General features: G+C 59.2%; 25 protein-coding genes and 1 riboswitch. Of the genes, 16 read left to right on the top strand and 9 right to left on the bottom strand.

Features of this window, described 5'->3' with window-relative positions; all coding sequences use genetic code 11:
- Positions 1–35: 35 nt before the first annotated feature.
- The 4 genes from V7756_RS02930 to V7756_RS02915 form a co-directional block, all read right to left on the bottom strand.
- Complete coding sequence (locus V7756_RS02930; protein ID WP_335608668.1) at positions 36–1154, bottom strand: DUF1513 domain-containing protein; 1119 nt, start codon at positions 1152–1154, stop codon at positions 36–38.
- 6 nt (positions 1155–1160) lie between these two features.
- Positions 1161–2186 carry an imelysin family protein gene (locus tag V7756_RS02925; RefSeq protein ID WP_335608667.1) on the bottom strand — a complete coding sequence of 342 codons (1026 nt, stop codon included), beginning with the start codon at positions 2184–2186 and terminating at the stop codon, positions 1161–1163.
- Positions 2187–2200: 14 nt separating this feature from the next.
- Positions 2201–3616: a di-heme oxidoreductase family protein gene (locus V7756_RS02920; protein ID WP_335608666.1), complete on the bottom strand. Its 1416-nt coding sequence runs from the start codon at positions 3614–3616 to the stop codon at positions 2201–2203.
- 116 nt (positions 3617–3732) lie between these two features.
- Positions 3733–5112 carry an imelysin family protein gene (locus V7756_RS02915; RefSeq protein ID WP_335608665.1) on the bottom strand — a complete coding sequence of 460 codons (1380 nt, stop codon included), beginning with the start codon at positions 5110–5112 and terminating at the stop codon, positions 3733–3735.
- A gap of 191 nt (positions 5113–5303) precedes the next feature.
- Here V7756_RS02915 and V7756_RS02910 point away from each other — a divergent pair, with 191 nt between their 5' ends.
- The gene (locus tag V7756_RS02910) at positions 5304–5519 is read left to right on the top strand and encodes a dodecin (RefSeq protein ID WP_335608664.1); all 216 of its coding nucleotides are present in this window, start codon (positions 5304–5306) and stop codon (positions 5517–5519) included.
- Positions 5520–5536: 17 nt separating this feature from the next.
- Here V7756_RS02910 and V7756_RS02905 read toward each other — a convergent pair whose 3' ends face one another.
- Complete coding sequence (locus tag V7756_RS02905) at positions 5537–6022, bottom strand: 6,7-dimethyl-8-ribityllumazine synthase (protein ID WP_335608663.1); 486 nt, start codon at positions 6020–6022, stop codon at positions 5537–5539.
- A gap of 81 nt (positions 6023–6103) precedes the next feature.
- A riboswitch (FMN riboswitch) is annotated at positions 6104–6259 on the bottom strand.
- 120 nt (positions 6260–6379) lie between these two features.
- Here V7756_RS02905 and V7756_RS02900 point away from each other — a divergent pair.
- The 3 genes from V7756_RS02900 to sugE all read left to right on the top strand — a co-directional run bounded on the left by V7756_RS02900 (position 6380) and on the right by sugE (position 8688).
- Positions 6380–6817, top strand: coding sequence for a hypothetical protein (locus V7756_RS02900; RefSeq protein ID WP_335608662.1), 438 nt, complete (start codon positions 6380–6382; stop codon positions 6815–6817).
- Positions 6818–6981: 164 nt separating this feature from the next.
- Positions 6982–8211, top strand: coding sequence for an MFS transporter (locus V7756_RS02895; protein WP_335608661.1), 1230 nt, complete (start codon positions 6982–6984; stop codon positions 8209–8211).
- Positions 8212–8376: 165 nt separating this feature from the next.
- Complete coding sequence (gene sugE, locus V7756_RS02890; RefSeq protein ID WP_335608660.1) at positions 8377–8688, top strand: quaternary ammonium compound efflux SMR transporter SugE; 312 nt, start codon at positions 8377–8379, stop codon at positions 8686–8688.
- A gap of 43 nt (positions 8689–8731) precedes the next feature.
- Here sugE and V7756_RS02885 read toward each other — a convergent pair whose 3' ends face one another.
- On the bottom strand, positions 8732–10120 hold the full coding sequence (locus V7756_RS02885) for a sodium:solute symporter family transporter (protein ID WP_335608659.1): 1389 nt from the start codon (positions 10118–10120) through the stop codon (positions 8732–8734).
- 303 nt (positions 10121–10423) lie between these two features.
- Here V7756_RS02885 and V7756_RS02880 point away from each other — a divergent pair, with 303 nt between their 5' ends.
- From V7756_RS02880 to V7756_RS02865, 4 genes are all read left to right on the top strand, one after another.
- Positions 10424–11365, top strand: coding sequence for a GGDEF domain-containing protein (locus V7756_RS02880; RefSeq protein ID WP_335608658.1), 942 nt, complete (start codon positions 10424–10426; stop codon positions 11363–11365).
- Positions 11366–11395: 30 nt separating this feature from the next.
- On the top strand, positions 11396–12256 hold the full coding sequence (locus V7756_RS02875) for a D-hexose-6-phosphate mutarotase (protein ID WP_335608657.1): 861 nt from the start codon (positions 11396–11398) through the stop codon (positions 12254–12256).
- Positions 12257–12543: 287 nt separating this feature from the next.
- Positions 12544–14691 (top strand): ammonia-forming cytochrome c nitrite reductase subunit c552, encoded by a 2148-nt coding sequence (locus tag V7756_RS02870; RefSeq protein WP_335608656.1) that lies wholly within the window; start codon positions 12544–12546, stop codon positions 14689–14691.
- 6 nt (positions 14692–14697) lie between these two features.
- Positions 14698–15183 carry a GNAT family N-acetyltransferase gene (locus tag V7756_RS02865; protein WP_442908951.1) on the top strand — a complete coding sequence of 162 codons (486 nt, stop codon included), beginning with the start codon at positions 14698–14700 and terminating at the stop codon, positions 15181–15183.
- A 21-nt stretch (positions 15184–15204) separates the two neighbouring features.
- On the opposite strand, the gene V7756_RS02860 is transcribed toward V7756_RS02865, so the two are convergent.
- A complete protein-coding gene (locus V7756_RS02860) occupies positions 15205–15639 on the bottom strand; it encodes a group II truncated hemoglobin (protein WP_335608655.1) in 435 nt (144 codons plus the stop codon).
- 691 nt (positions 15640–16330) lie between these two features.
- Between V7756_RS02860 and cyoA the strand changes: the two genes are divergently transcribed.
- From cyoA to cyoE, 5 genes are read left to right on the top strand one after another with little or no spacing between them, the layout of a single operon-like run.
- The gene (cyoA, locus tag V7756_RS02855; RefSeq protein ID WP_442908950.1) at positions 16331–17260 is read left to right on the top strand and encodes a ubiquinol oxidase subunit II; all 930 of its coding nucleotides are present in this window, start codon (positions 16331–16333) and stop codon (positions 17258–17260) included.
- A 1-nt stretch (position 17261) separates the two neighbouring features.
- On the top strand, positions 17262–19274 hold the full coding sequence (cyoB, locus tag V7756_RS02850; protein WP_335608654.1) for a cytochrome o ubiquinol oxidase subunit I: 2013 nt from the start codon (positions 17262–17264) through the stop codon (positions 19272–19274).
- Between the two features lie 3 nt (positions 19275–19277).
- The gene (locus tag V7756_RS02845; protein ID WP_335608653.1) at positions 19278–19898 is read left to right on the top strand and encodes a cytochrome o ubiquinol oxidase subunit III; all 621 of its coding nucleotides are present in this window, start codon (positions 19278–19280) and stop codon (positions 19896–19898) included.
- Positions 19895–20233: a cytochrome o ubiquinol oxidase subunit IV gene (locus tag V7756_RS02840; protein ID WP_335608652.1), complete on the top strand. Its 339-nt coding sequence runs from the start codon at positions 19895–19897 to the stop codon at positions 20231–20233. The genes V7756_RS02845 and V7756_RS02840 overlap by 4 nt, the downstream gene beginning before the upstream one ends.
- Positions 20230–21120, top strand: a complete 891-nt coding sequence (gene cyoE, locus V7756_RS02835) for a heme o synthase (RefSeq protein ID WP_335608651.1) — start codon at positions 20230–20232, stop codon at positions 21118–21120. Before V7756_RS02840 ends, cyoE begins: the two co-directional genes overlap by 4 nt.
- A 57-nt stretch (positions 21121–21177) precedes the next feature.
- On the opposite strand, the gene V7756_RS02830 is transcribed toward cyoE, so the two are convergent.
- On the bottom strand, positions 21178–22146 hold the full coding sequence (locus V7756_RS02830) for an alpha/beta fold hydrolase (RefSeq protein WP_335608650.1): 969 nt from the start codon (positions 22144–22146) through the stop codon (positions 21178–21180).
- 192 nt (positions 22147–22338) lie between these two features.
- Between V7756_RS02830 and zigA the strand changes: the two genes are divergently transcribed.
- Positions 22339–23550, top strand: coding sequence for a zinc metallochaperone GTPase ZigA (gene zigA, locus V7756_RS02825; RefSeq protein ID WP_335608649.1), 1212 nt, complete (start codon positions 22339–22341; stop codon positions 23548–23550).
- A 63-nt stretch (positions 23551–23613) separates the two neighbouring features.
- Here zigA and V7756_RS02820 read toward each other — a convergent pair whose 3' ends face one another.
- Positions 23614–24498 (bottom strand): manganese catalase family protein, encoded by an 885-nt coding sequence (locus tag V7756_RS02820; protein ID WP_335608648.1) that lies wholly within the window; start codon positions 24496–24498, stop codon positions 23614–23616.
- A gap of 234 nt (positions 24499–24732) precedes the next feature.
- Here V7756_RS02820 and V7756_RS02815 point away from each other — a divergent pair, with 234 nt between their 5' ends.
- Together V7756_RS02815 and V7756_RS02810 are read left to right on the top strand one after the other, a co-directional pair.
- Positions 24733–25242: a ferritin-like domain-containing protein gene (locus V7756_RS02815; protein WP_335608647.1), complete on the top strand. Its 510-nt coding sequence runs from the start codon at positions 24733–24735 to the stop codon at positions 25240–25242.
- Between the two features lie 519 nt (positions 25243–25761).
- The coding region (locus V7756_RS02810) for a DUF4158 domain-containing protein (RefSeq protein ID WP_335608646.1) at positions 25762–26221 on the top strand (460 nt) is incomplete at its 3' end.

Here is a 26221-nt window from a genome sequence, read left to right as displayed (position 1 = left end):
GCGCGTCGCAATGGCTGCGCCGCGCGCGAGTCCGTTCAGGCGTACCGGATGACGCCTGGCGTCAGATGATTATCCCAGTGTACGGCGTATTCGCCATGGGGTCTGGCTTCGCTGCTGTGCGCATTCAGCAGGAACAGGCCGCCCATGCCGGAAGAGACCAGAAAACCGTCGTCGCCGTAGGGCAGGGCGCCGGCCACATCAGTGACCGCAACGCGCCGCACCAGTTCGCCGGTGTGGTGATTGATGATCACCGCGCGATGGCCGCGCGGGGCGGTTACCACGGTGTAGGGGCTGGTGGGACTAACGGCGATGCTGGCGGTGTAGTTCTTCAGCCCCATGACCTCTTCCAGCGGCAAGTCCAGCTCGCTGAACTGCATGTCGCGGGTGTCCAGTCGGGCGATCAGCGGTGGCGTATCCCATTCCGGCCCTTCATATTGGTAACCGGCAATCACTATTCCTTCCGGGCTGACGTCAAGGTGGCGGCAGCTGAGCTGGTGGTGTGATGGCTCAAAGCGCTGGGTAATCTCGCCGTTGTGACGGTTCATCAGCAACAGCGCGGGCTGCATGCTGGCGATATTCAGCTTCAGGCGATCATAATCGGGATGGGTCTCAATACCGCCCAGAGCGATGACCAGCGTTTGCCCATCAGGGTGCAGACGCAGCTCATGCGGTCCGATGCCGTGCAGCGGATAATCCTGCAGGACGCGATAGCCATGCAGGGCGTCATACACGCGAATCAGACCCGCCGCGTCACCGTAGCGGTTCATGGTGACATACAGGTAACGGGCGTCGGGGCTGTATACGCCGTGGCCGTAATAGTGGAAGCCATCGCCGGCATCGATGCTGTGTTCCAGTTTGCCGCGACGCGTATCGATCACGTGCATTTGCCGCCCCGGCCGCCGGGCGAAGATCACTACGTGGTCACCGTGCGGTTGCGCGCAGCCACCATGGCAGCGTTCATTCACCGGCACCATGAAGGCTTGCTCGCCGGTCTTACTCACTGCGGTGATGTAGTGCTGACCCTGGTCATCATCCACTGCACTGAGCAGTTGCAGGGCCGTGGAACCGCTGTCCAGTTTTCGCGCGGCACAGCCACTGAGCCCCAACAGGGCGGCACTGGCAAGGCCAGCGCGCAGAAGTTGGCGTCGATTCATCACGGTTCAGTCTCCATCACTCGAGTTGAAGCCCCGAACCACGCCAACCGCCTCGGCAACCGGGCCGACCAGCATTGCCCTGGTCGCGTTGACGTCATCCAGCAGTGCCTTGAGACTCTTGCGGCCGGCTTCGGTCTCCATCAGCGGGGCAATATCGGCGGGTAGTTGCTCGAAATGCGCAAGGGTCTTGTTCAGTTGCTGGCTGAACTGCTCCGCCAGGGCGCTCTGGTCATGCTCGGCCAGCAGCAAATTCAGGCCGGGCACGAAGTAGCTAGCCAGTCCCTGAAGCGACGCTTCTACCGTATTGAGCGACTGGCCACTGCGCCAGGCGTCAGCTACATAGGGGTTGGGCTTGCCGTTGCCGCGCTCACCCATGGGGCCTGCCAAGCGCCAATCAGCCAGCAGTTCCAGGGCCTGCATTGCCGCCTGCAAGGTTCCGTTGTTGTAGTTATCAACACTGAGATAACGCTCCTGCAGGGCGCTCCAATCGCTGTTGAGCGCGCTGGCGTTGGCTGCCAGATTGTCGCTGATGGCATTCAGCAGGGCGCAACTGCGCGCTGCTGGCAGGGCCTGCTCGGTGTCGCGCATATCTTCGTCGTAAAGCAGATACTCGACGGCGGGAAACCCCTGAACTGCCACGCTGTCCTTGCCTATGGCTTCGCTGCTGATGGGCTTTTTACCATTGAGCCAGTAATTCACCTTGCTGGCGGTCAGGTTCTTGGGGTCGGGCCAGAACTGAAATTTCCAGGCGCGAGTATTTTCTTCGATAGGGCCAAAGCTGACGAAGCGAACCGCCTGCCAGGCGCTGAAGGCGGCAAGCCAGTTTTCCTGCAATTGCTGCAGACTGGCTGGAGCTGGCGTTGCGCAATAATCCGCAGCGGATTTCTGTAGCGCGTCGGTGGCGTCGGCCAACTGACTGTAACCGTGGCCGATCTGCGCGTGCCAAGCCGCGCGTGGTGTTTCCGCGTGGGCGCTGCCGATGCCTGCCAAGGCCAACAGCGCACAGCAGCCGATACGGGGGAGTAGGGTCATGATTAGTTTCTCGCTCAAAGAGAGTTCAGAAAACGCTGCAGGGCCGCGCGTTCAGGCGCCGGCAGCAATCGATACTGGTCTGCCGCAGCTTCGGCCTCACCGGCGTGCCACAGAATGGCTTCTTCCAGCGTGCGGGCGCGGCCATCGTGGAGGAAGCCGGCACTCGGGTTGACCTGTTGCGCCAGACCGATACCCCAGAGCGGCGGTGTGCGCCATTCGTTGCCGTCAGCCATGAATTCGTCACGGCCGTCGGCCAGCCCGGGCCCCATGTCGTGCAGCAGAAGGTCGGTATAGGGCCAGATAACTTGTTCACTGAGATCTTCACGTTCCACCTTGGCCGTAGTATGGGTGGGCGTGTGGCAGCTGGCACAGCCGAGCTGGTTGAACAGCTTTGCGCCTTGTTGTACTTCAGGCACATCCATATCGCGCCGCGTCGGCACTGCAAGACTGGTGGAATAGAATTCGATGAAGTTGGCCACCTTGTCGCTGACCTCGGGTGCGCCGCCGTTGGGGAAGGCGTCGCATTTCTGTTCAACGGTACAATCGGTACCGGGAAACAGCTCGGAGGTCAGTCCCATGTCGCCAGCGAAAGCCGCCATGGCTTGCTGCAATACCGTGGGTTCGGCAGCCTTCCAGCCAAAGCGGCCCACGACTGTAGCCTGCTTGGGTATATCCCAGACGCGATTGGCGCGCCCTGAAATGCCGTCGCCGTCTTCGTCGGTAGCGTCCTCTCGGCTGAGAATATCGGCCTCGGCAATGGATTCCAGCAGCCCGAGCCCTATCATGGGTGGCGCAACCCGCGGTGAAATCAACAGATCTTCCGGTAGTGGCCCGTAGTTCGGCGACTCTATGTGGTAGATCGGTTGGCGTAGCTCGACGACGGTGCCGTCGCCAAGTTTCTGTTCAACCGGCTGCCACTCAACAATCATGTTCGCTTCGGGCTGCATACCGGGTATGGCAGAGGTCTGCAACTGACTGCCATAGACCGGCGCTGGCACAAAGCCGTGCCGTTCCAGTATGGCGGCGTCGCGCTCCGCGTCGGCCGGTACTGCCAGACGCAGGAACAGCGAAACGGACGGCTCATCCACTGACGGCGGGGCATGGCCCCGGCCGTCCTTGATGTGGCAGCCCTGGCAGGAATTGGTATTGAACAAGGGGCCCAGGCCGTCACGTGCGTCGGTACTGGCTGGCGCCACCACCCACGGGTTGCGGAAAAAGCTGTTACCTACGCTGAAGTCCAGGCGTTTGGTGATGGGCAGATTGCCCTGCGGCAGGGAGAACGCGTTGTGATCGTGCTGCGTCACGCTGCCGGCGCCGCCGCTCATCGGCGTTTCCTGCAACGGTGGCGCGGACTGTGCGCCGAAGGCCACACCAGAGAATAGCGTTAGCGGAGCAAGCAATTTAGTGATACGTACAGGGAGGCAGGACATAGAACCTATTTACCGTGTGCTAGAGGAGCAACTGCGAGGGATAATCATACTCACTCAAAAAAGCCGGTGGTAGCGGAACGCCCGCACCACCGGCTTTTATTGTTACGACATTTGGCTTAGAAGTTGTGGCCAGCGTCGTCGGGCTTGAGGGAATCGACACCCACTGTTGCTGCGACTTGCTCGATGGAACCGGTTTGCTCAACCAGCGCCGCGATGGCGTTGTTGATGGTTTGCGCACCTTCAGCATTGTCGGGCGCAATCATCATGTCGAATTTGACGGGGTTTTCCGCGGCTTCGGCAGTACTCTTCATTTCACCCAAGGCGGCCATGCTGGCATCCAGCTGCGCTATAAGGGTGTTGTTCAGCTCGGGATTTTGCGCCGCCACCAGATCAGACAGGGAAGGGCCATCCAGTTCGCTGCCGTCGGCGCGCTGGTAGGTGCCGGTATAGACATTCATGATGCCCTGGGCGTTGTAATAATGCGAGTTGTGCGTGTTGTCGCTGAAGCAATCGTGCTCGTCTTCATAGGAGTTGGCTTCCAGCGCCACCTTCATGCGCTCACCAGCCAGCTCACCCAGCGACAGCGAACCCATGCCGAAGAGCATTTTCTGGTAGGCCGATTGCGGCTCCATTGCAACGAACTCGGCGCGATAATTGCCTTCAGTGTCGGCCGCCCATTGCCCGACCATCCACTGCAGATCGGTTACCAGCAGATCGGTAACCGCATCCAGGTAGGCTGCACGGCGGTCACAATGGCCGTTGGTGCAGTCGTCACCTTTGGCGTAGTCGGTAGCCGGACGTTCGCCAGCACCCGCTTCAAAGCCATTCAGGTCCTGGCCCCAGAGCAGAAATTCGATGGCGTGATAGCCGGTTGCAACGTTGGCCTCAGAGCCACCCACTTCGTTCAGGCTGGCAAGCAGCTCGGGAGTGAGGGTACTGAGGTCCATGGTTTCGCCGCCGATCGTCAGCTCGGTGCTGGCGATAATGTTGGCATTGGCGCCATCGTTGCCCAGGGCGTGCTGGTAACCGTCTGTCTTGACGTAGTCGATCAGACCTTCGTCCAGCGGCCAGGCGTTGAGCTGGCCTTCCCAGTCGTCCACTACTGCGTTGCCAAAGCGGAAGACTTCGGACTGCTGATAGGGTACGCGCGCGGCGAGCCAGGCTTGCTTGGCAGCTTCCAGCGTTTCTGTCGTGGGGTTGGCAATCAAGGCGTCGACAGCTTCATCCAGTGCCTTGGCAGTGTTGAGCGCATCTTCATAGGTGGCGTGAGCCAGGTCAGCGTAATGACTTACTACGGCTTCAGGGGCTACCGCAGAAACGTCGCTACTGGGCGCGGCTTCGTCAGAGGCTGGAGCGGTTTCAGCCACTTCAGGGGCCGCGGCGTTCTGTTCCGGAGCAGCGGACTGAGCAGATTTTTCCTCGTCGCTGCACGCGCTGAGAAGAAAAGTGGTTGATATTGCCAGCGCAAGCGCCTGCAGAGGAAAACGCACGGCCATGTAGTACTCCCTGTGTTAGTCAAGTGTGTCAATTAATGATACTGATTTGCATTTGAGATTATAGGGCTCACGCCACATATTGCAACGCGCGGCTGCCGGTAGTTGCTCTACACTGAAAAGAATCCGGCTGAACCCTCGGCGTTGGCAACTGTCAGCCGTACTGTGGACACACAAGCCAAATGGAGAATGCAATGTCAAACCATCACGTATACAAGAAAGTCGAAGTGGTAGGCTCATCCGCCAAAAGCATCGATGATGCCATTCAGGTGGCCATTGCCGAGTGCAGCAAGAACGTCAAGCACGTTGAGTGGTTCGAGGTATCGGAAACCCGGGGGCATGTGGTCGACGGCAAGGTCGCCCACTATCAGGTCGTGCTGAAAGTGGGCTTTCGTATCGAAGGCAGCTGATACCGGCAGGCTGACAGTCAGGCGGCCTTGTTTGCCAATGTGAGCGCTATGGCGCCGTCTGCGGCAGCGGCCAGCTCTTCGCCTTTCTGCACGAAGTGACGGCTGTAATATTGCTGGTGCTCATCATGCTCATGGAAATGATGTGGGGTGAGCACCGCCGTCAGTACGGGCACTTCCGTTTCCAGCTGTACCTGCATCAATCCGGAGATGACGGCATTGGCGACAAAGTCGTGCCGGTAAATACCGCCGTCCACCACCAGGCCACTACAGGCAATGGCGCTATAACGGCCGCTTTTTGCCATCAGCTTGGCTTGCAACGGGATCTCGTAAGCGCCAGGAACCGCAATGACGTCGATCTGCTCGAGATCGTAGCCACGCTGCTGCCACTGATTCTTGAAACCTTCCAGGCAACGCAGGACGATCTCTGCGTGCCAGGAGGCATGGATAAAGGCCACCCGCTGATTGCGGCGGTCAAAAGTGAAATTCGTCGAGCTCTGATTCATCAGTTACATCCTGGACAAAGGTGAATCAGGGCGAACGGGCAGGGCAGGGCCACGCGAATCAACGCATTGCCACCGCTACTGACGCGTTCTCTCTTATCCGGACTATCACCGTCGGCTCTGGAGTCTCACCAGATCTGCTGGACCTCAGGCGCAGAAACAGCCGCCTGAGCGCTCGCGGGCTGGGGACCTGGTCCCATCACCGCCGGTGGGGAATTGCACCCCGCCCCGAGAACGAAGCTGTTTTGCACAGCGGGCAGCAATATAAGGGTTCTGGCGGGAGGCGTCAAAACTACCTTGGCTCAAGTACTGCGCCAACAGGCCGATACAAACGCATAAACCCACTTTCTGGTTGCTGTTATGCGCATCGACTCCACTTCCGTGCCTGCAATGGTGGCGTCTCGACAGCCAGCCGTGGCCGCGCCCCAGTCGCCGCCAGTCGGGGAGTCGCCGCCGAGCGTGCGCGAGGCTGCTGAGGGTATAGTGGTGACCCTTTCTTCGCGTGCGCAAAGCAGTGCCGAAAGCGCTCAAACCGAATCCGCCGACCTACCCACGCATATCCGCAAACTGCTGGAACAGATACGTGAACTCAGAGCGCAGATCGCCGAGAAACAGGCAGAGTTGGCGGCGCTGCAAGGGCCGAACGCGGACCCTGATCAGCTTCGACAGTTGCAACAGCAGATCAGTGGTCTGATGAGCGCGCTGACCAGCGCCTACATGAGTCTCGCCAAGGCGCTGGACGATGACAGCCTCAGCGACGAGCAGAAAATGACAGCTCTCAAGATGAGTATGGGATGATCCCTGGCTGTTGTTCTCTCGCAGTTTGATAGGCCCGCAGCGCCCGGTGTGTTCCCCGCCGGTAAGCAATATTTGCACCCTGCCTTGCTATATTAGTTCGGCTAATATCGAACAACTATGCGTTAATAGGCCTCTTTATTGGTTATCGCTTTTCAGGAGCCCGCATGTCTTTGCCGCAATTTGAACGTCACATCTCTGCCGGGATGACTTTTTTCCTGGCTTTGTGTTGTGGCTTCCTGGTAGCCAACCTTTATTACTCACAGCCTCTGGCTGGTCCGATCAGCCAGGCGCTGGGCATGGCGCCGGAGTCAGCCGGGCTGATAGTCACCCTGACGCAGATCGGTTATGTCCTCGGTCTGTTGTTGGTTGTGCCACTGGCTGATCTGATCGAGAATCGCAAGCTGATCCTTATTATGCTTGTCTTGACCGTAGTGGCAGTGATCGGAGCTGCGCTGGCCAACAGCGCGCTGATCTTTCTTGCCGCGTCAGTGTTGATTGGTGTCGGTGCGGTAGCGGTACAGGTAATAGTGCCGCTGGCAGCGCACCTGGCCAGCGAACAGACCCGCGGCAAGGTGGTGGGCAACGTGATGAGCGGCTTGATGTTTGGCATCATGTTGTCGCGACCCGTCGCCAGTTTCCTGGCCGAGCTGTATGACTGGCACGCGGTCTTTATATTCTCCGCTGCAGTGATGGGCGTGCTGGGGCTCGCCATGCGCTGGATGTTGCCGGTGCGCAGGCCCAGTTCAGTCTTGAGTTATGCTGAGCTTCTGCGCTCAATGGGCACCCTGGCGCTCAGCACCCCGGTGCTGCAGCGCCGCGCGTTCTATCAGGCGATGATGTTTGGCGCTTTCAGTCTCTTCTGGACAACCACACCCTTGGTGCTGGCTGGGCCGGCTTTCAACCTGTCGCAATCGGATATCGCGCTCTTTGCGCTCGCCGGGGTGGCGGGTGCGATATCAGCCCCTCTGGCGGGCCGCGTGGCGGATGCCGGGTGGACCCGGGTGGCCACTATCGCAGCCATGTTGCTGGCAATTTTTTCCGTCCTCGCTACCTTGGTGCTGCCCCTGGGTTCAACCGCGTCCCTCGCCGTACTGGTGGCCGCTGCCGTGCTGCTCGACTTTGGCGTCTCTGGCAATGTGGTATTGGGGCAACGTGCGATCTACGGCCTGAGTGCCGATTTGCGCAGTCGCCTGAACGGCCTGTATATGGCGACTTTTTTCATCGGCGGAGCCATCGGCAGCGTAGTGGGAGTCTGGGGTTATACCCACGGTGGTTGGCTCGTGGCTGCGCTCATAGGCGCCGCAATGCCTGCCCTGGCGTTGTTTGTACTCTGGCTGATTGAACCGCCAAGCGAAGCAAGGGTTGCCTCGGCAGTATCGATATCCGCCAAGTGATGCCGGCCACGGTGGCAAGTTGAGACGGTTGACCACGCGCTAATCCGGCTGCACGTTCACCTCGGCTTGGCCGCGTGCTAGGCTGCAGGCGTTACCCGGCAGGGACGACCCTGCTGCCCACTTCCGTTATCGGGGACGACCCCGCCAGCAAGAAGGGGGCTAGTCATGGCCTGGGTTATTCTGTTTTTGGCGGGTATTTTCGAGGTTGGCTGGGCCGTGGGTCTGAAGTACACCGACGGCTTTAGTCGTCTGTGGCCAAGCCTGCTGACCTTGAGCGCGCTACTGATCAGCTTTGCACTGCTGGGCGTGGCGATGAAAACACTGCCAATGAGCACGGCCTACGCCGTATGGGTCGGCATCGGCATGCTCGGTACTGCCGTGCTGGGGCTGCTGTTGGGAGACAGCATGAGCCTGCTGCGCCTTGCCAGTCTGGGCCTGATAACCTTGGGAGTGTTAGGGTTGAAAATGACTGGCTGACACATGCTCGCCCAGGCCGTGGCTCATGCCACGGCCTGGCAAATCAGCCAGTTGAATGCAGCTGCTGATTGCGCGGTATCAGCAAGGCGACCGCCAGACTCACCAGAGCCGAGGCCAGCAAAGCGCCCAAAAATGGCCCCAGGCTGGGCACCCCGCCGGGAAAGCTGGCAATCAACAGTCCCTGCAACAAACTGCCAGTACTGAACCAACCGGGCAGCAGAGCACCTATCAGGCCCGCCAGAGCTCCGGCGATAGCCGCAGCCGGCGTCATCCTCGACCACAACCCCATCAGCACCGGCACTACCGCCGTTGCGCACAGCAGGTCTGCAATCAGAAACAGGCGCAGCACCGAGATCCCCTGCAAGGCGATCAGTACCACCGGCACCATCAAGAGCACCGTAAACACGCGCGCAGCTGTCAGCGACAAGCCTTTTTTCTCGGTTACCGCCAGTGAAGCAATGGCGTTCTGCAGCGTGTCTACCGACGAAGCGACCAAGGTCATGGCCAGCAGCAGGGCCAGCAGGTTGAGCCAAGCCGGTGCATTGTTCAACATGGCGAAAAAGGGAATGGGCGGCGAGCCTATGTCCGCGCCGCTCATGACCGTCAATATCGCCATGCCGCCCACCATGGCAACCACCAACACTGTGACCGCGCCGCCCAGCAGAGCGCCCTTGCCCAGTGCGCCAGCGTCCTGCGCCGCCCAGACCCGCTGCCAGTAACCCTGATGAAACAGGTTGGCGGCCGTCACCGCGATGACCAGTGTCAACGCGACCCCGAAGGCCGCGTCGGTAGGAATTCCAGGAACGGGAGCGCTGACATCCATCTCGGGCAATCGCTGCAGCGCCACATAACCCACCAGAAAAATCAGTCCCAATAGCAACCATGCCTGCCAACGGTCGGTCACCAGACTGGCACGCAGTCCGCCGCCTACGGTGTAAGCCAGGGTGGCCAATGCCACACCGACAATCACCTGTGCGGGGTTGATGTCCGAAAGCATACTGGTGATAGCGCCAATGGCAGTCAATTCGGCGATCAGAAAGCAACTCATGTACAACAGTGAGATCAGCGCTACCCAGCGGCGCACGCCACCACCAAAGCAACTCTGGGCAAACTCGCCAATACTGCGACCTTGCGGTAACGCGCGGCGAATCGCCGGGCCGCAGAACGCCAGAACGATAAAGGGCAGGGCGGCGCCTAGCGCATAGCCGGCCAGACCCACAGGCCCGACCAGAGCACCTACTTCCGGCGGCGCGAAGAGTATCCAGCCACCCATTCCCGAAGCCAGAAATGACAGCCCCAGGGCCTGCGCCCCTTGACTGTTGCGGGCCGTAATATAGTCATCCAGGCCGCTCTCCGGCCGCCTTGCGCGCAGGCCGACCCAGACGAACAGCAACAACGCCGCCACGACGGCGGCCAGACTCAGGTAAGACATGTCGCGCTTCCTCCGCCGGTATTATCCGGATCAGGTTCCAGGGTTTAGTGCTCAATGAGCAACGGATTCTCAGCTCTGCACGTATGGAACGTGACGGAGCTCCCCTGGCGACGAATAGAATGGGTGTATAACTGCAACATGATGTCATATATCGCCAGGCCAGCGAAGCCAACACATCGACGAAAATCTACCTTCAAGCTATCTGCCGCAAGGCCGATAATGCAAGCAACCCTGTGGGCGAAGCGCGGCTATCCGGCTGGATGTTGCGACACGCCGAACCAGGCCACGCGCAACAGGTGTACCATGCCGTTCAATATCACCCCCGGTGAGCAAACTCAGCCGGTCAGTCAGCAGGCCGTAGATACCGTTCTCGATAGCCTGGATGCACTTGTCTATGTCGCTGACATGCAGACTCACGAATTGATATTCCTCAATGCCTACGGCAGGCAGTACTGGGGCGTACCGAACAAGCGCAAGTGTTGGCAGGTGCTGCAGCAGGGACAGACCGGTCCTTGCAGCTTCTGCACCAACGCCAGACTGCTGGACGCCGGGGGCGCTGCGGCGGGGGTTCATGTCTGGGAATTTCGCAATACCGTAACCCAGCGCTGGTACCAGTGCCGGGATCAGGCCATCCAGTGGCCGGATGGGCGGCTCGTACGGATGGAGATCGCCACCGACATAACCGAGCTCAAGGACACGCAAGCCGAGCTCAAGGCCGCCAAGCGCCGCGCTGAGGAACTGGCACACCAGGATGAGCTCACGGGCCTGTTCAACCGCCGGGCGTTTATTGCTGCGGGCCACAGCGCAGTGGCGCAGGCGAACCGGCTGCAGCACGCGGTTGCGGTAGTGGTGTTTGATGCCGATCATTTCAAAAGCATCAATGATAATCATGGGCATGCCGGCGGCGATATCGTGCTCAGGCATCTGGCTCAGGCAGCCAGCGCGCAAGTGCGCGCCGGTGATACGCTGGCGCGTATCGGCGGTGAAGAATTTGCGCTATTACTACCCGGAGCCAATGCTGAGGCAGCGTGCCGAATGGCCGAGCGCATGCGGCAGGCTATAGCGCAGCTGGATATCGTGCATCAGGGCAAGCATATCAGCGTTAGTTGCAGTTTTGGCGTGACGGCTTCAGACAATGGGCAGGCGAGCCTTGAACAACTGATGTCGCAGGCCGACAAGGCCGCCTATCGCGCCAAAGGGGCGGGCCGCAACCGCGTCGAACTACTGTCGCTTCCGGCGTGTTAACGTCGCTTTTTTGGACCAGGGATTTCCATCATGTCGACTGTGTTGCCTGATTGCATGCGCCACACTTCCAACCCCGCTGGCAAGGCCTTCATTGATATCCAACACCCGGCTGTGGAGGCGCGCATAGCCCTGGAGGGAGCCCACCTGCTGCAGTGTGTTCCTGCCGGGCAACGGCCTCTGCTGTGGGTCAGCCCGGATGATCCGCAACTTCCCGGCAAGGCGCTGCGCGGTGGCATTCCGCTGTGCTGGCCCTGGTTTGGTGGCGATCGTCCAACTGGCGCGCATGGCATCGCCCGGCGCTTGCTCTGGCAATTGACCGCGGCAACCGAGGACGAGCAGGGCGTTTACCTGCGATTTGACCTGCCGCCTGAACGGATTGCCGAGGCACTGCCTGATGAGCCCTGGCAGGTCCATGTGGAGTACCGCCTGAATTCGGCAATTGATGTGCGACTGACTACCACCAACGCGGGCCAGCAGCCGATGAGACTGACCCAGGCGCTACATACTTACCTGCCGGTGAGTGATATTCACCGGGTGCGCATCAGCGGGTTGGATCAAGCCGCTTACATTGATGCAGTCGATGGCTGGAAGCAAAAGAGTCAGACCGGCGATATAGACTTTACTGGCGAGCTTGACCGTATCTACCATGGCCACGCAGCGTCAGTTCGGCTGCATGACTCGCGTTACCCGGTGGTTGTCGAGCGCCGCGGCAGCGAGTCAGTGGTGGTATGGAACCCCTGGCAAGCGAAAAGCCTGCGTCTGAGCGAGTTCCCGGCAGAGGGGTATCTGGGAATGTTGTGCATAGAAGCAGCCAATGCCGGCCCGGATGCTCGGCAAATTCAGCCGGGGCAGAGCCACACTTTGGGCACGCGGCTCAGCAGGCCAGATTGAAGCATCATCAGCGCGACGCGGAATTTGGTTCAGGACGAAACAAGGTATAACAAGCAATGCCCAGCAAGCAGAACAATAAAGCAACACGCAACGACGAGACTGGCAAGAGAACGCAAGCTGATCCTGTCAGGCGGAGGACCAGCGGCCTTTATCTGGTGCTTGCGTTTGGCTTGCTGCTGGTTGCAGTGGCAGGTTGGTGGTGGACTCAGCAAAGCGCAAACCCTGCCACCCAGCGCAGTGAAGTATCGCCCGCTGCTGCCGCTCCCGATCCAGCCAAGCTTTCAGCCATGCCGCAGCCAGCGGCGGCAGAGCAGAACGAGCCCACCGCAGAGTTTATCGGTATGCAGAACTGCGTAGGTTGTCATGCCGAGCAGGCCGAGCGCTTTACTGGCTCGCACCATGACCTGGCCATGCAGGAAAGCACCGAAAACAGCGTGCTGGGCGATTTCGATGATGCCGTGTTCGAGTTCGGTGGCGTGACCACCAGGTTCTTTCGTCGTGGCGCTGATTTCATGGTCAGTACCGCCGATGATCAGGGCGCTTATCAGGATTACATTGCTCGCTATACCTTTGGCGTTTACCCGTTGCAGCAGTATCTGCTGGCCTTGCCCGGCGGGCGCTATCAGGCGTTCAGCGTCGCCTGGGACGCGCGTCCAAAGGAGGAGGGGGGGCAGCGCTGGTTTCAGCTCAATCCCGAATTCAACGGCGATGAAGCCGACAAGGCGTTCCACTGGACCGGGCGCCACTTCAACTGGAACCTGACTTGCGCCGAATGCCATTCCACCAACTTGCAGCGCAATTACGATCCGGTCAGCACCAGTTACAACACACAATGGGACGATATCGACGTCGCCTGTGAGGCTTGCCACGGACCCGGTTCCTTGCATCTGAAATGGGCCGCCGATGCTGGCGGGCTCAGCGCCGAACAGCTAAGCCGCAAGGGGCTGACGCTGAATTTCGACGAGCGCCGCAACGCTATCTGGCAACTCAGTCCGCAAACGCGACAGCCCGAACGCAGCGTGGCCAAGACCGCCGAGACGGAGATTCAGGCCTGCGCAGGCTGCCACTCACGCCGCGCCCAGCTGTTTGATGACAACACACCGGCGCAGCAACTGGTGGAAAGCTATCTGCTCGCCAATCTGGACCAGGGTTTGTATCACGCCGACGGGCAGATTCAGGACGAGGTTTTTGTGCACGGCTCATTCGTTCAGAGCAAGATGTACGATGCCGGTGTGACCTGCAGCGATTGTCACGACCCCCACAGTCTGGAGCTGCGCGCCCCAGGCAACGGCGTGTGTCTGCAGTGCCACGTGGCCGACCAGTATCAAACGCCGAAACATCATTTCCATGAGACCACTGTCGGTTCACAGTGTGTGGATTGCCATATGCCGGCCACCACCTACATGGGCGTCGATCCGCGGCGCGACCATAGCCTGCGCATTCCACGCCCGGACCAGAGCGTAACCCTGGGTGTGCCCAACGCCTGCAACGGCTGCCATGAAGACCAGAGCGCGCAATGGGCTGCCGACCAGGTGGAAAAGTGGTACGGCCATGTGCCGCAGGGACACCAGCAATATGCCCAGACCCTGCATGACGCGCGCAACGGCACTCTGCAATCACCCCAGGCGCTGCTGGATCTGCTGAGCAACGAGTCTCAGCCGGCGATTGCCCGCGCCACTGCCGCCAGTCTGCTGCAGAACTGGCCGCAGCCGGAAGTGCTCGGCGATATCGCCTTGGCGCTGCGCGACGACAGCCCACAGGTGCGACTGGGCGCGCTGGAAGCGATAACGCCCTTGCCGCCGATCACCCGCTGGCAACTGGCCTCACCGCTACTGAATGATCCCATTCGCAGCGTGCGCATACAGGCAGTGGGGCAGTTACTGGACATACCGCCCGAGCAGGCACCGGAAGACAAACGCGCCTTGTTGCAGCAGGTGCTCGATGAATATCTTGCGGTGCAGAAGAGCAATGCTGACAACCCATCGGCGTTGCTCAACCTGGCGAGCTACCACCAGGCGCGCAACGAGATAGCCTTGGCCGAGGAGAGCTATCGGCAGGCGCTGCAGCTTGATCCCTATTTTGAGGCGGCGTACATCAACCTTGCCGATTTGTATCGCTCCTCGCTGCGCGATCCTGAAGCACAAAGGCTGCTGGCTACCGCACTGCAGCGTATTCCGCAGGCTGCTTCGGTGCATTTCAGTCTCGGGTTGCTGCAGGTGCGGCAAAAACAGGTAGAACAGGCGCTGGCGCCGTTGGGCAAGGCCGTGGCGCTAGAGCCGGGCAACCAGCGCTATCGCTACGTATTCGCAGTAGCACTGAATTCCGTGGGGCAGCGTGGCAAGGCACTTGAAGTGATACAGGCGGGTCTGGTGTTATCGCCGGGCAACCAGCAATTGAGCGGCCTGAAAGCACAGCTGCAAGCCGGACAGGAGTAAATAGTGATAGAAAACATAGAGATAGTATCGATTGATCTGACCGTTTCCGAGCATCGAATGGCCCTGGTGACGTTGCTCAACAGCTACGCGCTAGATCCCATGGGCGGCGCTGAAGCATTGACCGAAGAAGTGCGTGAAGCCTTGCCTGACGCGCTCGCAAAGCGCTCGGACTATCTTGGGATACTGGCTAAAAAAGACAACGAATACATCGGGCTGGTGAATTGTTTTGAAGGCTTTTCTACATTTGATTGCCGCCCTTTGTTGAATATTCATGACGTAATTGTCGAGGGCCAATGGCGTGGCTGCGGCGTTAGCCGACGCATGCTCGAAGCCGTCGCGGCTCAGGCGCTTGAACGCGGCTGCGCCAAACTCACCCTGGAGGTACTGGAAGGCAATACACTGGCGCAGTCAGCTTATCGCGCGCTCGGTTTTGCGCCTTATGAGCTCGACCCGGCAATGGGCAAGGCCCTGTTCTGGCACAAGCCGCTTTAACCGCAGCATAACCACTCATAGCTACTGCGCCGCCTGTTGGCGCGCCTGACTGGCCTGGACCACCCGGTTGGCGGGGATGCTCAGCTGTGCCAGCAAATAGCGCTTGAACTCCACGCTGTAGGGCTGTCGCTCGATTGCTTGTTGCATGCAGCCCAGCCACGCATCTCGCGCGTGGATGTCGACCGGCCATTGCGCATGGAAACCGGGAATGCTGATCGAGCCGTAGCGTTCCTGATACAGACGCGGTCCACCCAGCCAGCCCGACAGGAAACAGGCAAGCTTGTCTTCAGAACTGCTGAGGTCGGGCTTGTGCATGCTTCTGATCGTGGCCGCCTGCGGCCAGCTATCCATGATCTGATAGAAATCGGCTACCAGACGGCGAATCCCTGCCAGCTCCCCGGCGGCCCGATAGGACGCGTCGGCCGTGCCAAAGAGCGGTGGTGCTGCATCGACCATAAATACCTCTGCTACCTCAAAGTGGAGTTTGCAATTGCCGAGCCCAACAGGCCTCGCCTGCGGGCAGCTTTAGCAGTTTGCGCCTGTACAGGTTGTGATCTGGATCAATAAACCACCTTATGTGCCGAATACCGACGCGACATGTGGTCGCACGATGTCGCGGGCGGGTCCAGTACATTTCCTCTTCGCCTTGTGCATGGCTGCAGACCAGCAAATTCGGCGCTTTTACGCGGGGCGGGGTTGCCTGGCAGCGCTGCCGCCTGACCCCGAGAAGCCCCGGCTGACGGGTTGAAAAGCCCATCTCAGAGCCTTCTTGAGTTTGCAGTAATTCGTGAAATATCTTGTAATAACTTCGCCTTGAGTCAGCCTGGCGCCAAGCCAAAGGGATGCTGACCGCAACAGATTGTACTCCTGTATGCGGGCCGACTGGTCCACCGCGTGGCAGCAATGCTGCTCCCGCCAAACCGTTAGTGACGAGCGCCCGTCAGGACAGTGCGCAGCAGTATTCATGCTGACTAACAAAGATTCCAACAGCAGACGAATCGATGTCGCCGTAGCGATAGTCGCGTATTCCGGCGCGCCTGGATTTTACGGCGGATCCTTTCAAGCATCGTCCGATAGCAGCGGGCGATATATCGGCGCCGTCGCCCGGCTCGCGGCGCGGCGTCAGTTCATTCAACAAGGCCGCAACATGAAAATAGAGCAGTTCTCTGGATACCTGAAAAAACTGACCTGGCTACCCTTGCTGCTACTGGGCGGTTGCAAGATGGTGCTACTGGACCCCAAGGGCCAGATCGGCATGGACGAGAAGTCGCTGATCATCACCGCTACGCTGCTGATGCTGATCGTGGTCATTCCAGTGATAGTGATGACCCTGGCATTCGCCTGGAAATATCGCGCCAGCAATACCGCCGCGACCTACCGGCCGGACTGGGCACACTCCAACCGTATTGAACTGGTGGTCTGGCTGGTGCCCTGCGTCATCGTCGCCATACTCGGCACCATTACCTGGACCAGCACCCACGAGCTGGACCCTTATCGGCCGCTCGACTCCGACGTCAAGCCCATTGAGATTCAGGTGGTGTCGCTGGACTGGAAATGGCTGTTCATCTACCCCGAGCAGGGCATTGCCACGGTCAACGAGATTGCCTTTCCGACGGACACACCGGTCAATTTCAAAATCACCTCGCAGTCGGCAATGAACTCCTTTTTCATTCCGCAGCTGGGTAGCCAGATCTACTCGATGGCCGGCATGCAGACCAAGCTGCACCTGATTGCCAACCATGAGGGCAGCTACGATGGCATCTCGGCAAACCTCAGCGGCGAAGGCTTTTCCGATATGAAGTTCCAGGCCATTGCCACCTCGGAACAGGGCTTCAAGGACTGGATCGCCAAGGTCCGCGCTACGCCCGAATCTCTCGATGTCGCCACCTATCCGGCGCTGGCTGAGCCCAGCACGGCCAACCCGGTGCGCTATTTCGGCAGTGTCAGCCCCACGCTCTATCAGCACATTCTCATGCAGTACGCCCACGGCGGACATCACGCAATGCAGCATCCTGCGCACGCTGATGCGGCCATGGCCGGCATGACCATGCATGCCCATACCGAGGAGTCTCATTAAGATGTTCGGCAAACTTACTCTGGACGCTGTGCCCTTTCACGAACCCATCATCATGGTCACGCTTGCCGTGGTGGCGGTACTGGGGTTGGCGGTGGCGGCTGCCATTACCTACTACCGCCAGTGGGGCTATCTGTGGACTGAATGGCTGACCTCGGTCGACCACAAGAAGATTGGCGTGATGTACATTCTGGTCGCGCTCATCATGCTGCTGCGCGGCTTTGCCGACGCCATCATGATGCGCGGCCAGCTCGCCATGGCTGAAGGCGCCTCCCAGGGCTTTCTGCCGCCGGAACATTACGATCAGATCTTCACCGCCCACGGTGTGATCATGATCATCTTCATGGCCATGCCGTTCATGGTCGGCCTGATGAACATTGCGGTACCCTTGCAGATCGGCGCCCGCGATGTGGCCTTTCCGTTCCTCAACTCGCTGAGCTTCTGGCTGTTTGCTGCCGGTGCGATTCTGGTCAACGTGTCGCTGGGAGTAGGGGAGTTCGCGCGCACCGGCTGGGTGGCCTATCCGCCGCTGGCCGAGCTTGGCTACAGTCCGGGCGTGGGGGTCGACTATTACATCTGGGCCTTGCAGTTATCCGGGCTGGGCACGCTGCTGACCGGTGTCAACTTCCTGGTGACCGTGTTCAAGATGCGCACGCCCGGCATGACGTTGATGAAGATGCCGATCTTTACCTGGGCCTGCACCTTTACCAATATTCTGATTGTGGCGTCCTTTCCGATCCTCACCGCAACCCTGGGGTTGCTGACGCTGGATCGCTATCTGGACATGCATTTTTTTACCAACGAGCTTGGCGGCAACGCCATGATGTACATCAACCTGTTCTGGGCCTGGGGTCACCCCGAGGTGTACATCCTGATTCTGCCAGCGTTCGGTATATTTTCTGAGGTGATATCCACGTTTTCAGGCAAGAAGCTGTTTGGTTATACCTCAATGGTCTGGGCCAGCGGCGCCATTACCCTGCTGGGCTTTGTGGTCTGGTTGCATCACTTCTTCACCATGGGCTCAGGTGCCAACGTCAACGCCTTCTTCGGTGTGGCGACCATGATCATCTCGGTGCCCACCGGGGTTAAGCTGTTCAGCTGGTTGTTCACCATGTTCCGCGGCCGCGTGCAGTTCACCACCCCGGTGCTCTGGACCCTGGGCTTCATGATCACCTTCACCATTGGTGGAATGACCGGCGTGCTGCTGGCGGTGCCCGGCGCCGACTATGTGCTGCACAACAGCCTGTTTCTGATCGCGCACTTCCATAACACCATTATTGGCGGTGCGGTATTCGGTTACCTGGCCGGCCTCACGTTCTGGTTCCCCAAGGCCTTTGGCTTCAAGCTCGACGAACGCTTGGGCAAGGGCGCCTTCTGGTGCTGGTTCAGTGGCTTCTTTGTCGCCTTCATGCCGCTCTATGTATTGGGCTTCATGGGCATGACGCGCCGCTTGAATCACTACGACAACCCCCTGTGGCAGCCCTACCTGATCGTTGCATTCTGCGGCGCTGCGCTGATTCTCTGTGGCATTGGCTTCCAGATCGCCCAGTTGATCGTCAGCTTCAAGAATCGCGAGCAACTGCGCGACCTGACCGGCGACCCCTGGGGCGGCCGTACACTGGAGTGGTCGACCAGTTCGCCACCACCGTTCTACAACTTTGCCGAACTTCCCACTGTGCACAGCATCGACGCTTTCTACGCGATGAAGGAAGAGGGCACCGCGTACGACCGCCCGGACACCTTCAGCCCTATTCACATGCCAAAGAACACCGCTGCTGGCGTGGTGATCGGGCTGTTGGGTGCGGTCTTCGGCTTTGCCATGGTCTGGCATATCTGGTGGATGGCCGGCCTCAGCTTTATCGGCATGGTCGTGGCCTTTGTACTGCGCAGCTACAACCAGGATGTGGACTATTACGTGCAGCCGGAAGAAATCGAGCGCATCGAAAATCGCCACCATGCACGCTTTGCCGCCCACCACCGTGCCCAGTCCACTCATTCACTTGCAGAGCAGGTTTAATCCATGACGACGGACGTTATGCATTCCTATCACGCCGCAGCGCATGACCATGAACACGCGCACGACAGCGGCGGCAATACCGTATTCGGTTTCTGGCTGTACCTGATGACCGACTGCATCCTCTTCGCCAGCGTTTTCGCAACCTATGCGGTGTTGGTCAATCACACCGCTGGTGGGCCCAGCGGTAAGGAGATTTTTGAACTGCCCTACGTGCTGGGCGAAACCTTTCTGCTGTTGGTCAGTAGCTGCACCTACGGTTTCTCGATGTTGGCGGCGCACCGCGGTGCCAAGCGTCAGGCGCTGGGCTGGCTGGCGGCGACCTTTGTGCTGGGTGCCGGTTTCATCGGCATGGAGATCAATGAGTTCCATCACCTGATCGTCGAGGGTTTCGGGCCTGATCGCAGTGCCTTTCTGTCCTCCTTCTTTACGCTGGTGGGTATGCACGGCCTGCACGTAACCGCCGGTCTGGTGTGGATGCTGGTGCTGATGGCGCAAATCAGTACGCGCGGTCTGACCGCGCAGAACAATACGCGTCTGATGTGTCTGAGTCTGTTCTGGCACTTCCTCGACATCGTCTGGATTTGCGTATTTACCATTGTTTACCTGATGGGGGTGGCCGCATGAGCCATGCATCTACTGACGCCGGTGCCGGTCACGGCAGCTACGGCTCTTACGCGATAGGTTTTGTGCTGTCGGTGATCCTCACGGTGATCCCCTTCGCCATGGTGATGAGCGGCAACTTCAGCCGCGAGACCGCGCTGATCAGCATGCTCGCGATGGGCGTGGTGCAGGTGGTGGTACACCTGGTGTGCTTTCTACACATGAACACCTCGTCCGAGGGTCGCTGGAATCTGGTGGCTTTTCTGTTCACCGTACTGATCATCATCATGCTGGTGGGTCTGGCCATCTGGATCATGGTCAATGCCGATATGCTGATGATGCCGTGGATGTTCAAGTGAAGCTGAAACGCTACCTGCTGATCACCAAACCCGGCATCATTTTCGGCAACCTCATCGCGGTCGCCGGGGGCTACTTTCTTGCCGCCCAGGGGCAGATCGATCCGGTGCTGTTGCTGGCTACCGTGATCGGGCTGTCGCTGGTGGTGGCCAGCGGTTGCGTGATGAACAATTGCATTGACCGCGATATCGATCGCCACATGCAGCGTACCCGGGGCAGGGTACTGGTGACCGGGCAAATTTCGCTGTTGGCCGCGCTGACCCATGGCGCGGTCCTGGGCTTTGCCGGCTTCGGCATGCTGTGGTGGTTCACCAACCCGTTGGCTACCGCGCTGGCGGCGGTCGGCTTTGTCATCTATGTCGGGTTTTACAGCCTGTGGCTCAAGCGCAGCTCGGTGTACGGCACGCTGGTGGGTAGCCTGTCCGGTGCCATGCCGCCGGTGGTGGGCTATTGTGCGGTAACCGGGCAGTTCGATACCGGCGCCGCCTTGCTGTTGCTGATTTTCTGCCTGTGGCAGATGCCGCACTCCTACGCCATTGCCATCTTTCGCTTTGATGACTACAGCGCCGCCGGGATTCCGGTCTTGCCAGTCAAGGAAGGCATCCGCGTCGCCAAGCAGCATATCGTCTGGTACATCATTGCTTTTGCGGCCGCAGCGCTGATGCTGGCAGTGTCAGGCTTTACCGGTTACGGCTATCTGCTGATTGCGCTGCTGGTGAGCATCTGGTGGCTGGTAATAGCACTCTCGGGTTATCGACGGCAAGTAGATGATCAGATATGGGCGCGCAAGCTGTTCGGCTTCTCGATCATCGCGATCACCGCGCTAAGCCTCATGATGTCGATAGACTTTCGGCTATTGCCCGCGCAGGCGCTATTCGCCGCGCTCTGAATTACTGTTGCACATGACAGGGCCCCGGACTTCGGGACCCTGTCATGTGCGCAACGGCTATTCAGCCAGAAAGGCTCGCAGCAATGCGTTTACTTCCTCGGTTGCTTCACTTTGGATCCAGTGCCCCTTGCCCTGCAGCATCTCGATCTGCAGATGCGGCACGCGGTCACTCATCATGGCGCGCAGTTTCTCCTCACTGGCTCCCTGTATAGTGCTGTCGCCGGTGCCGACAATGAAGAGTACCGGGCAACCGATAACGGTATCCCGGTAGGGCAGCATCAGCTGCCAGTTCCTGTCCAGATTGCGGTAATAGTTGATGCCGCCAGCGAAACCGCTGTGCCGGTAGGCATTGACGTAATAGGCCAGGTCTTCGTCGGACAGCCACTGCGGCTGCACTTGCGGTTTGCCCAGACGGTCGATCCAGCCGCCGCCCTCGTGCGTCGAGCGTCCCAGCAGGGGAGGGTCGCGCGGAGTATCTGGCGAGCAGCATAGCGCCCGCAAGATTCCCTCTGGGTTGGCATCGAACTCGGCTTCGGCCTGGCCTGGCTCCTGAAAGTAGATCTGATAGAAAAAGTTCTCACCGAAGTAGCCGCGCAAAAACTCGATCGGCGGCACATCGGCTACCGGGCGCAGCGGCACACTCATGTTGATCAGCCGTGCCACGTACTGCGGATGTCGCTGCGTGAACTGCCAGCAGTTGATGGCGCCCCAGTCATGGCCAACCAGCAACACAGGTTTGCCGCCGCTGGCGCGTTGGACCAGCCCCAGCATGAAGGCGCAGATTCGCTCCACGTTATAGTCATCGATAGCAGGCAGCGCTTGGGTTTCGCCGAAGCCGGGCATGTCCGGGGCAACTGCGGTGTAGCCCAGATTGGCCACAGCCACCATCTGTTGGCGCCAGGAATACCAGCACTCAGGCCAGCCATGAATGAACAGCGCAACCGGGCCCTGGCCGAGCGTCGCTACGCGGGTTTGCAAGTCGGTGATCTGCCAGTTTTGCAGGGAAATATCGTCAACGCTGTACATCGGCCTTCCTTGTTGTTGTGAAGCGGGCGGACTCTCTAGTAACCCAGAGGTCTGGCTGCGGTCAAGTGCGCGATCTTCCTGCGCGGAAGCTTCGCGGCATTCGCGAGCTACACCAGCAGAAGCATTAACAACCACTTAATGTTATGTTATAACTCTTAATCAAGCCAATAACGATTCTCCTGGATTATTCTGATGACTGACCGTCTTCCCGTAACCGTTTTATCCGGCTTTCTCGGCGCCGGCAAAAGTACCTTGCTCAACCAGATATTGAAAAACCGCGATGGCCTGAAGGTTGCGGTCATCGTCAACGATATGAGCGAGATCAACATCGATGGTAGTGAGGTGCAGCGCGATGTGAGCCTCAACCGTGCCGAAGAAAAGCTGGTGGAGATGAGCAACGGCTGCATTTGCTGCACGCTGCGCGAAGATCTGCTCGAAGAAGTGGGGCGCCTGGCAAAGGACGGCCGTTTTGATTATCTGCTGATCGAATCCACCGGCATCTCCGAACCGCTGCCGGTAGCCGAGACCTTCACCTTTCGCGATGAAGATGGCACCGCTCTGGCAGATATCGCCCGGCTCGATACCATGGTGACCGTGGTCGACGGATTGAGCTTTCTGGAGGACTATCAGCGCTCGGAAAGCCTGCAGAGCAGGGGAGAGACCCTGGGCGAGGATGACGAGCGATCGATCACCGATCTATTGGTCGAGCAGGTGGAATTTGCCGACGTCCTGCTGATCAGCAAGGCGGATCTGATCTCAAGCGCTGCGCGTGAAGAGCTGACCGCCATCTTGCGCGGCCTGAACCGCCACGCCAACATCATTCCCATGGTGATGGGCGAAGTAGCGCTGAACGAGATACTCGACACCCATCGCTTCGATTTTGACCGCGCTGCCCAGGCGCCCGGCTGGCTACAGGAACTGCGCGGAGAGCACGTACCGGAGACGGAGGAGTACGGTATCGCCTCCACAGTCTATCGTGCGCAAAGACCTTTTCATCCGCAGCGCTTTCACCACTTCATCAGCAGTGAATGGGGTAACGGCAGGCTGCTGCGCTCAAAAGGCTTCTTCTGGCTGGCCAGCCAATGGACAGTCGCCGGCAGCTGGTCGCAGGCCGGAAGCCTGATGCGCTATGGGCTGGCTGGCCGCTGGTGGCGCTTCGTCGATCGCAAGCAGTGGCCCCAGGATGCTGAAACCCTACAGGAAATAATGAAGCACTGGGATCCGCAGGCCGGCGATTGCCGTCAGGAGCTGGTATTCATTGGCCAGGGCATGGACATCCCTCGCATACACCGTGAGCTCGAAGCCTGCCTGCTAACTGAGCTGGAAATGCAGCTGGGTCAGCAACATTGGGAGCAGATTGACGACCCCTTTGGCGACTGGATACAACAAAGCGCGGCTGGCTGATGCTCAGGATACTCGCGCCGACGGAGGGCCTCCTTGGCCCTCCGCTTTACGCAGGTCAAACAGTTACTTCTTTTGCTCGGCCATACCGGAACCCAGATCTGCGCCAGTCAAGGGGTTGCTATCCGGGTCGGATGCAGTGCGCTGCTTGAGAGCCTGTACCACGTTTTCATCTTCGCTGGGCAGCTCGACCGACGCTGAACCGTCGCCGCCATCTATAGCCGGCTGCGGATCAGCCACGTAGTCCCAGCCGTCACCTTGGTTCCAGGGGCCTCGGGGCGCGGGCTCGTCGCCCTGCGACAGGTTGAAGTAGGTGCGGGTGTATTTTGGGTTACCCGGCAGCTTGCCCTGTGGGAAGTTGGGCTGGATTGAGTGCAGCGCTTTCTCGAAGGAAACCTGGTGCGCCAACTCGCGCGTCATCAAAAACTGCAGCGCGTCGCGGATACCAGGGTCGTCGGTCACATTGATCAAGCGTTCGTATACGATCTTGGCCCGCGCCTCGGCGGCGATGTTGGAGCGCAGATCGGCCGTTGGCTCGCCAATGCTGTCGACGTAGGCGGCAGTCCAGGGTACGCCGGCGGAGTTCACCAGGGCCGGTCCGCCACCGTAGAGCAGGGAGGTGATGTGGGAGTCGTTACCCGCGCCGGTAAGAGAGCGATACAGGTCCGCTTCTTCTTCCGCCGCTTCGGCCAATTTGCCTTTGGCGCCGCGGTTGAGCATGCCAACGATCGAGCCAATAATCTCCAGATGGCTGAGTTCCTCGGTAGCGATATCCATCAACAGGTCCTTACGGCCGGGGTCCAGTTCGGCAAGCCCCTGGGTGAAATAGCGCATGGCAGCGGCAAGTTCGCCCTGCGGGCCGCCAAACTGCTCCAATAGAAGATTCGCCAAGCCCGGATTGGGACCAGCCACCCGAACGGTATATTGCAATCGCTTGTTGTGTACGAACATGATCGAGATCCTCATCAGTCGTGTAGAAGGCGATGCCGGCAAAAAGTCGTCAGCGTCGAACGGTTGAGCTTTCGTTCCGGCGCGAAGTTTCAACTATTTCACGCCGCGCCCCGACACCTTGCCAGCCGCTGCAACGGCGATCTGAGGTTGGCCCGACAGCCACAAGAGAAACTCTGAACTTCTATTTTTTTGCTTGCCTCCAAGAGATGAATGCTTACTTATTGGAGGTGCGCCATGACCAAAGCTGAGGAACACCTGCTGGATTGGCTCCGCGATGCCCATGCAATGGAGCAGCAAGCCGAACAAATGCTTGAAGCGCAGGCCAAGCGGTTGGAGCACTACCCGAAGCTGAAAAGGCGTATCGAGCAACACATTACCGAGACGCAGGGGCAGCGCAGGTTGCTCGAAGCTTGTCTGAATCGGCTGGGCGCAAGGCCGTCAACGCTGAAGGATATGACCGGCAAGTTAATGGCCTTCGGTCAGGCAATGGGTGGCATGATGATGACAGATGAAGTGGTAAAGGGTGCGATGAGTGGCTATGTATTCGAAAATCTCGAGATTGCCTCCTATACCATTCTGATCGAAGCAGCCAAACAGGTGGGTGATACGCAAACCCAAGAGGTGTGCGAGCAGATTCTGCCGGAGGAAATAGCCATGGCAGATTGGCTACGCGAGCATCTTCCGGAGTTGACCCAGGCGTTTCTAAGCCGATCTGCAACACCGGACACCGAAGCCAGGAAGTAACCGGGAGTCAACTGCTGTAGCCTCGTTCGGGGCACCTGGTTGAATGGCGGAAGCCGGGCAGGGTGGCTCGCGGCTTTCTAGAGGCTTTTGCTGCCACAGCAATCTGCCGCTCTGTTGCCCATTGCAGTAGTGCATTCGCCAAAAGGCCTGGTAAATCAGGCAGCGGCTTGCTCTGTGCCTTAGCGTAGCGGAATTTGCCACAAAATTATTGTTGCTTGGAGTGGTTACCCATGGCCCCACCGCCAATTGAGCCAAGCCCGCCGGAGGCCAATCCGGTGCTCTGGCGATTCTGGTTTGCGCGCGCGCGACAGCAGCCTGTGCTGGGTGCGGTTTTCTGGTTGTCGGTACTGCTGGCCGTGGGTGTATCTGGGGTTATGCCGAGATAAGGCAAAAATTAGGACATTCGTTCTGTAAATATATGATTTAAAAGGTTATTCGAGAGGCCGTGGCTTGCTGGTCATCCACCGTCTGGCTAGCCGTCTATGCTGATGCTTTTGCCTCGCTTGGGGGATGTGTTCAATGGCATCGGTGGAAAGAACAGCCTACCCTATCTTGCCCAGTCAGCTACCGGCCAAGGAGCTTCATCGAAGCTATTCCCTGTCTGATTCAGAGATCGAATGGGTCAACAACACCGCTAAGAGTCCAGCGCTCTCGATTGGGCTGGCAATCCAGTTAAAGGTGTTTCAGCAGCTGCACTATTTCGTTCCGTTCGAGGAGCTTCCTCAGGAACTCATCAGTCATGTCCGGCAATGCCTCCGCTACGGCGCACGAATAGCTCCACGCTATAGCAATCCCCGCACCCTTTACCGGCACCAAGCAGCGGTACGGCAGTACCTGCAGGTTACCCCCTTCTACAGCAGCGACGGGCTAGCGGTCACTGAGCAGATCGCACGTGACTGCGCTGTAGTTCTTGAGCAGCGAGTCGATCTCATCAATGCCATGCTTGATGAGCTGATTCAGCGTGGCTATGAGCTTCCGG

The sequence above is a fragment of the Halopseudomonas sp. genome (assembly GCF_036961105.1).
Classification (GTDB): domain Bacteria; phylum Pseudomonadota; class Gammaproteobacteria; order Pseudomonadales; family Pseudomonadaceae; genus Halopseudomonas.
This window is presented reverse-complemented; position numbering and strand designations above follow the sequence as displayed.

What these genes read in the sequence shown, in the direction of transcription:
- V7756_RS02820 (WP_335608648.1), bottom strand. Translation starts at nt 24,498, where the DNA reads ATGTTCGTACACAACAAGCGATTGCAATATACCGTTCGGGTGGCTGGT.
- V7756_RS02875 (WP_335608657.1), top strand. Translation starts at nt 11,396, where the DNA reads ATGTCGACTGTGTTGCCTGATTGCATGCGCCACACTTCCAACCCCGCT.
- V7756_RS02815 (WP_335608647.1), top strand. Translation starts at nt 24,733, where the DNA reads ATGACCAAAGCTGAGGAACACCTGCTGGATTGGCTCCGCGATGCCCAT.
- V7756_RS02885 (WP_335608659.1), bottom strand. Translation starts at nt 10,120, where the DNA reads ATGTCTTACCTGAGTCTGGCCGCCGTCGTGGCGGCGTTGTTGCTGTTC.
- V7756_RS02840 (WP_335608652.1), top strand. Translation starts at nt 19,895, where the DNA reads ATGAGCCATGCATCTACTGACGCCGGTGCCGGTCACGGCAGCTACGGC.
- V7756_RS02905 (WP_335608663.1), bottom strand. Translation starts at nt 6,022, where the DNA reads ATGAATCAGAGCTCGACGAATTTCACTTTTGACCGCCGCAATCAGCGG.
- V7756_RS02895 (WP_335608661.1), top strand. Translation starts at nt 6,982, where the DNA reads ATGTCTTTGCCGCAATTTGAACGTCACATCTCTGCCGGGATGACTTTT.
- V7756_RS02845 (WP_335608653.1), top strand. Translation starts at nt 19,278, where the DNA reads ATGACGACGGACGTTATGCATTCCTATCACGCCGCAGCGCATGACCAT.
- sugE (WP_335608660.1), top strand. Translation starts at nt 8,377, where the DNA reads ATGGCCTGGGTTATTCTGTTTTTGGCGGGTATTTTCGAGGTTGGCTGG.
- V7756_RS02870 (WP_335608656.1), top strand. Translation starts at nt 12,544, where the DNA reads ATGCCGCAGCCAGCGGCGGCAGAGCAGAACGAGCCCACCGCAGAGTTT.
- V7756_RS02830 (WP_335608650.1), bottom strand. Translation starts at nt 22,146, where the DNA reads ATGTACAGCGTTGACGATATTTCCCTGCAAAACTGGCAGATCACCGAC.
- V7756_RS02880 (WP_335608658.1), top strand. Translation starts at nt 10,424, where the DNA reads ATGCCGTTCAATATCACCCCCGGTGAGCAAACTCAGCCGGTCAGTCAG.
- cyoA (WP_442908950.1), top strand. Translation starts at nt 16,331, where the DNA reads ATGAAAATAGAGCAGTTCTCTGGATACCTGAAAAAACTGACCTGGCTA.
- V7756_RS02900 (WP_335608662.1), top strand. Translation starts at nt 6,380, where the DNA reads ATGCGCATCGACTCCACTTCCGTGCCTGCAATGGTGGCGTCTCGACAG.
- V7756_RS02860 (WP_335608655.1), bottom strand. Translation starts at nt 15,639, where the DNA reads ATGGTCGATGCAGCACCACCGCTCTTTGGCACGGCCGACGCGTCCTAT.
- V7756_RS02925 (WP_335608667.1), bottom strand. Translation starts at nt 2,186, where the DNA reads ATGACCCTACTCCCCCGTATCGGCTGCTGTGCGCTGTTGGCCTTGGCA.
- zigA (WP_335608649.1), top strand. Translation starts at nt 22,339, where the DNA reads ATGACTGACCGTCTTCCCGTAACCGTTTTATCCGGCTTTCTCGGCGCC.
- V7756_RS02910 (WP_335608664.1), top strand. Translation starts at nt 5,304, where the DNA reads ATGTCAAACCATCACGTATACAAGAAAGTCGAAGTGGTAGGCTCATCC.
- V7756_RS02930 (WP_335608668.1), bottom strand. Translation starts at nt 1,154, where the DNA reads ATGAATCGACGCCAACTTCTGCGCGCTGGCCTTGCCAGTGCCGCCCTG.
- V7756_RS02915 (WP_335608665.1), bottom strand. Translation starts at nt 5,112, where the DNA reads ATGGCCGTGCGTTTTCCTCTGCAGGCGCTTGCGCTGGCAATATCAACC.
- cyoB (WP_335608654.1), top strand. Translation starts at nt 17,262, where the DNA reads ATGTTCGGCAAACTTACTCTGGACGCTGTGCCCTTTCACGAACCCATC.
- V7756_RS02920 (WP_335608666.1), bottom strand. Translation starts at nt 3,616, where the DNA reads ATGTCCTGCCTCCCTGTACGTATCACTAAATTGCTTGCTCCGCTAACG.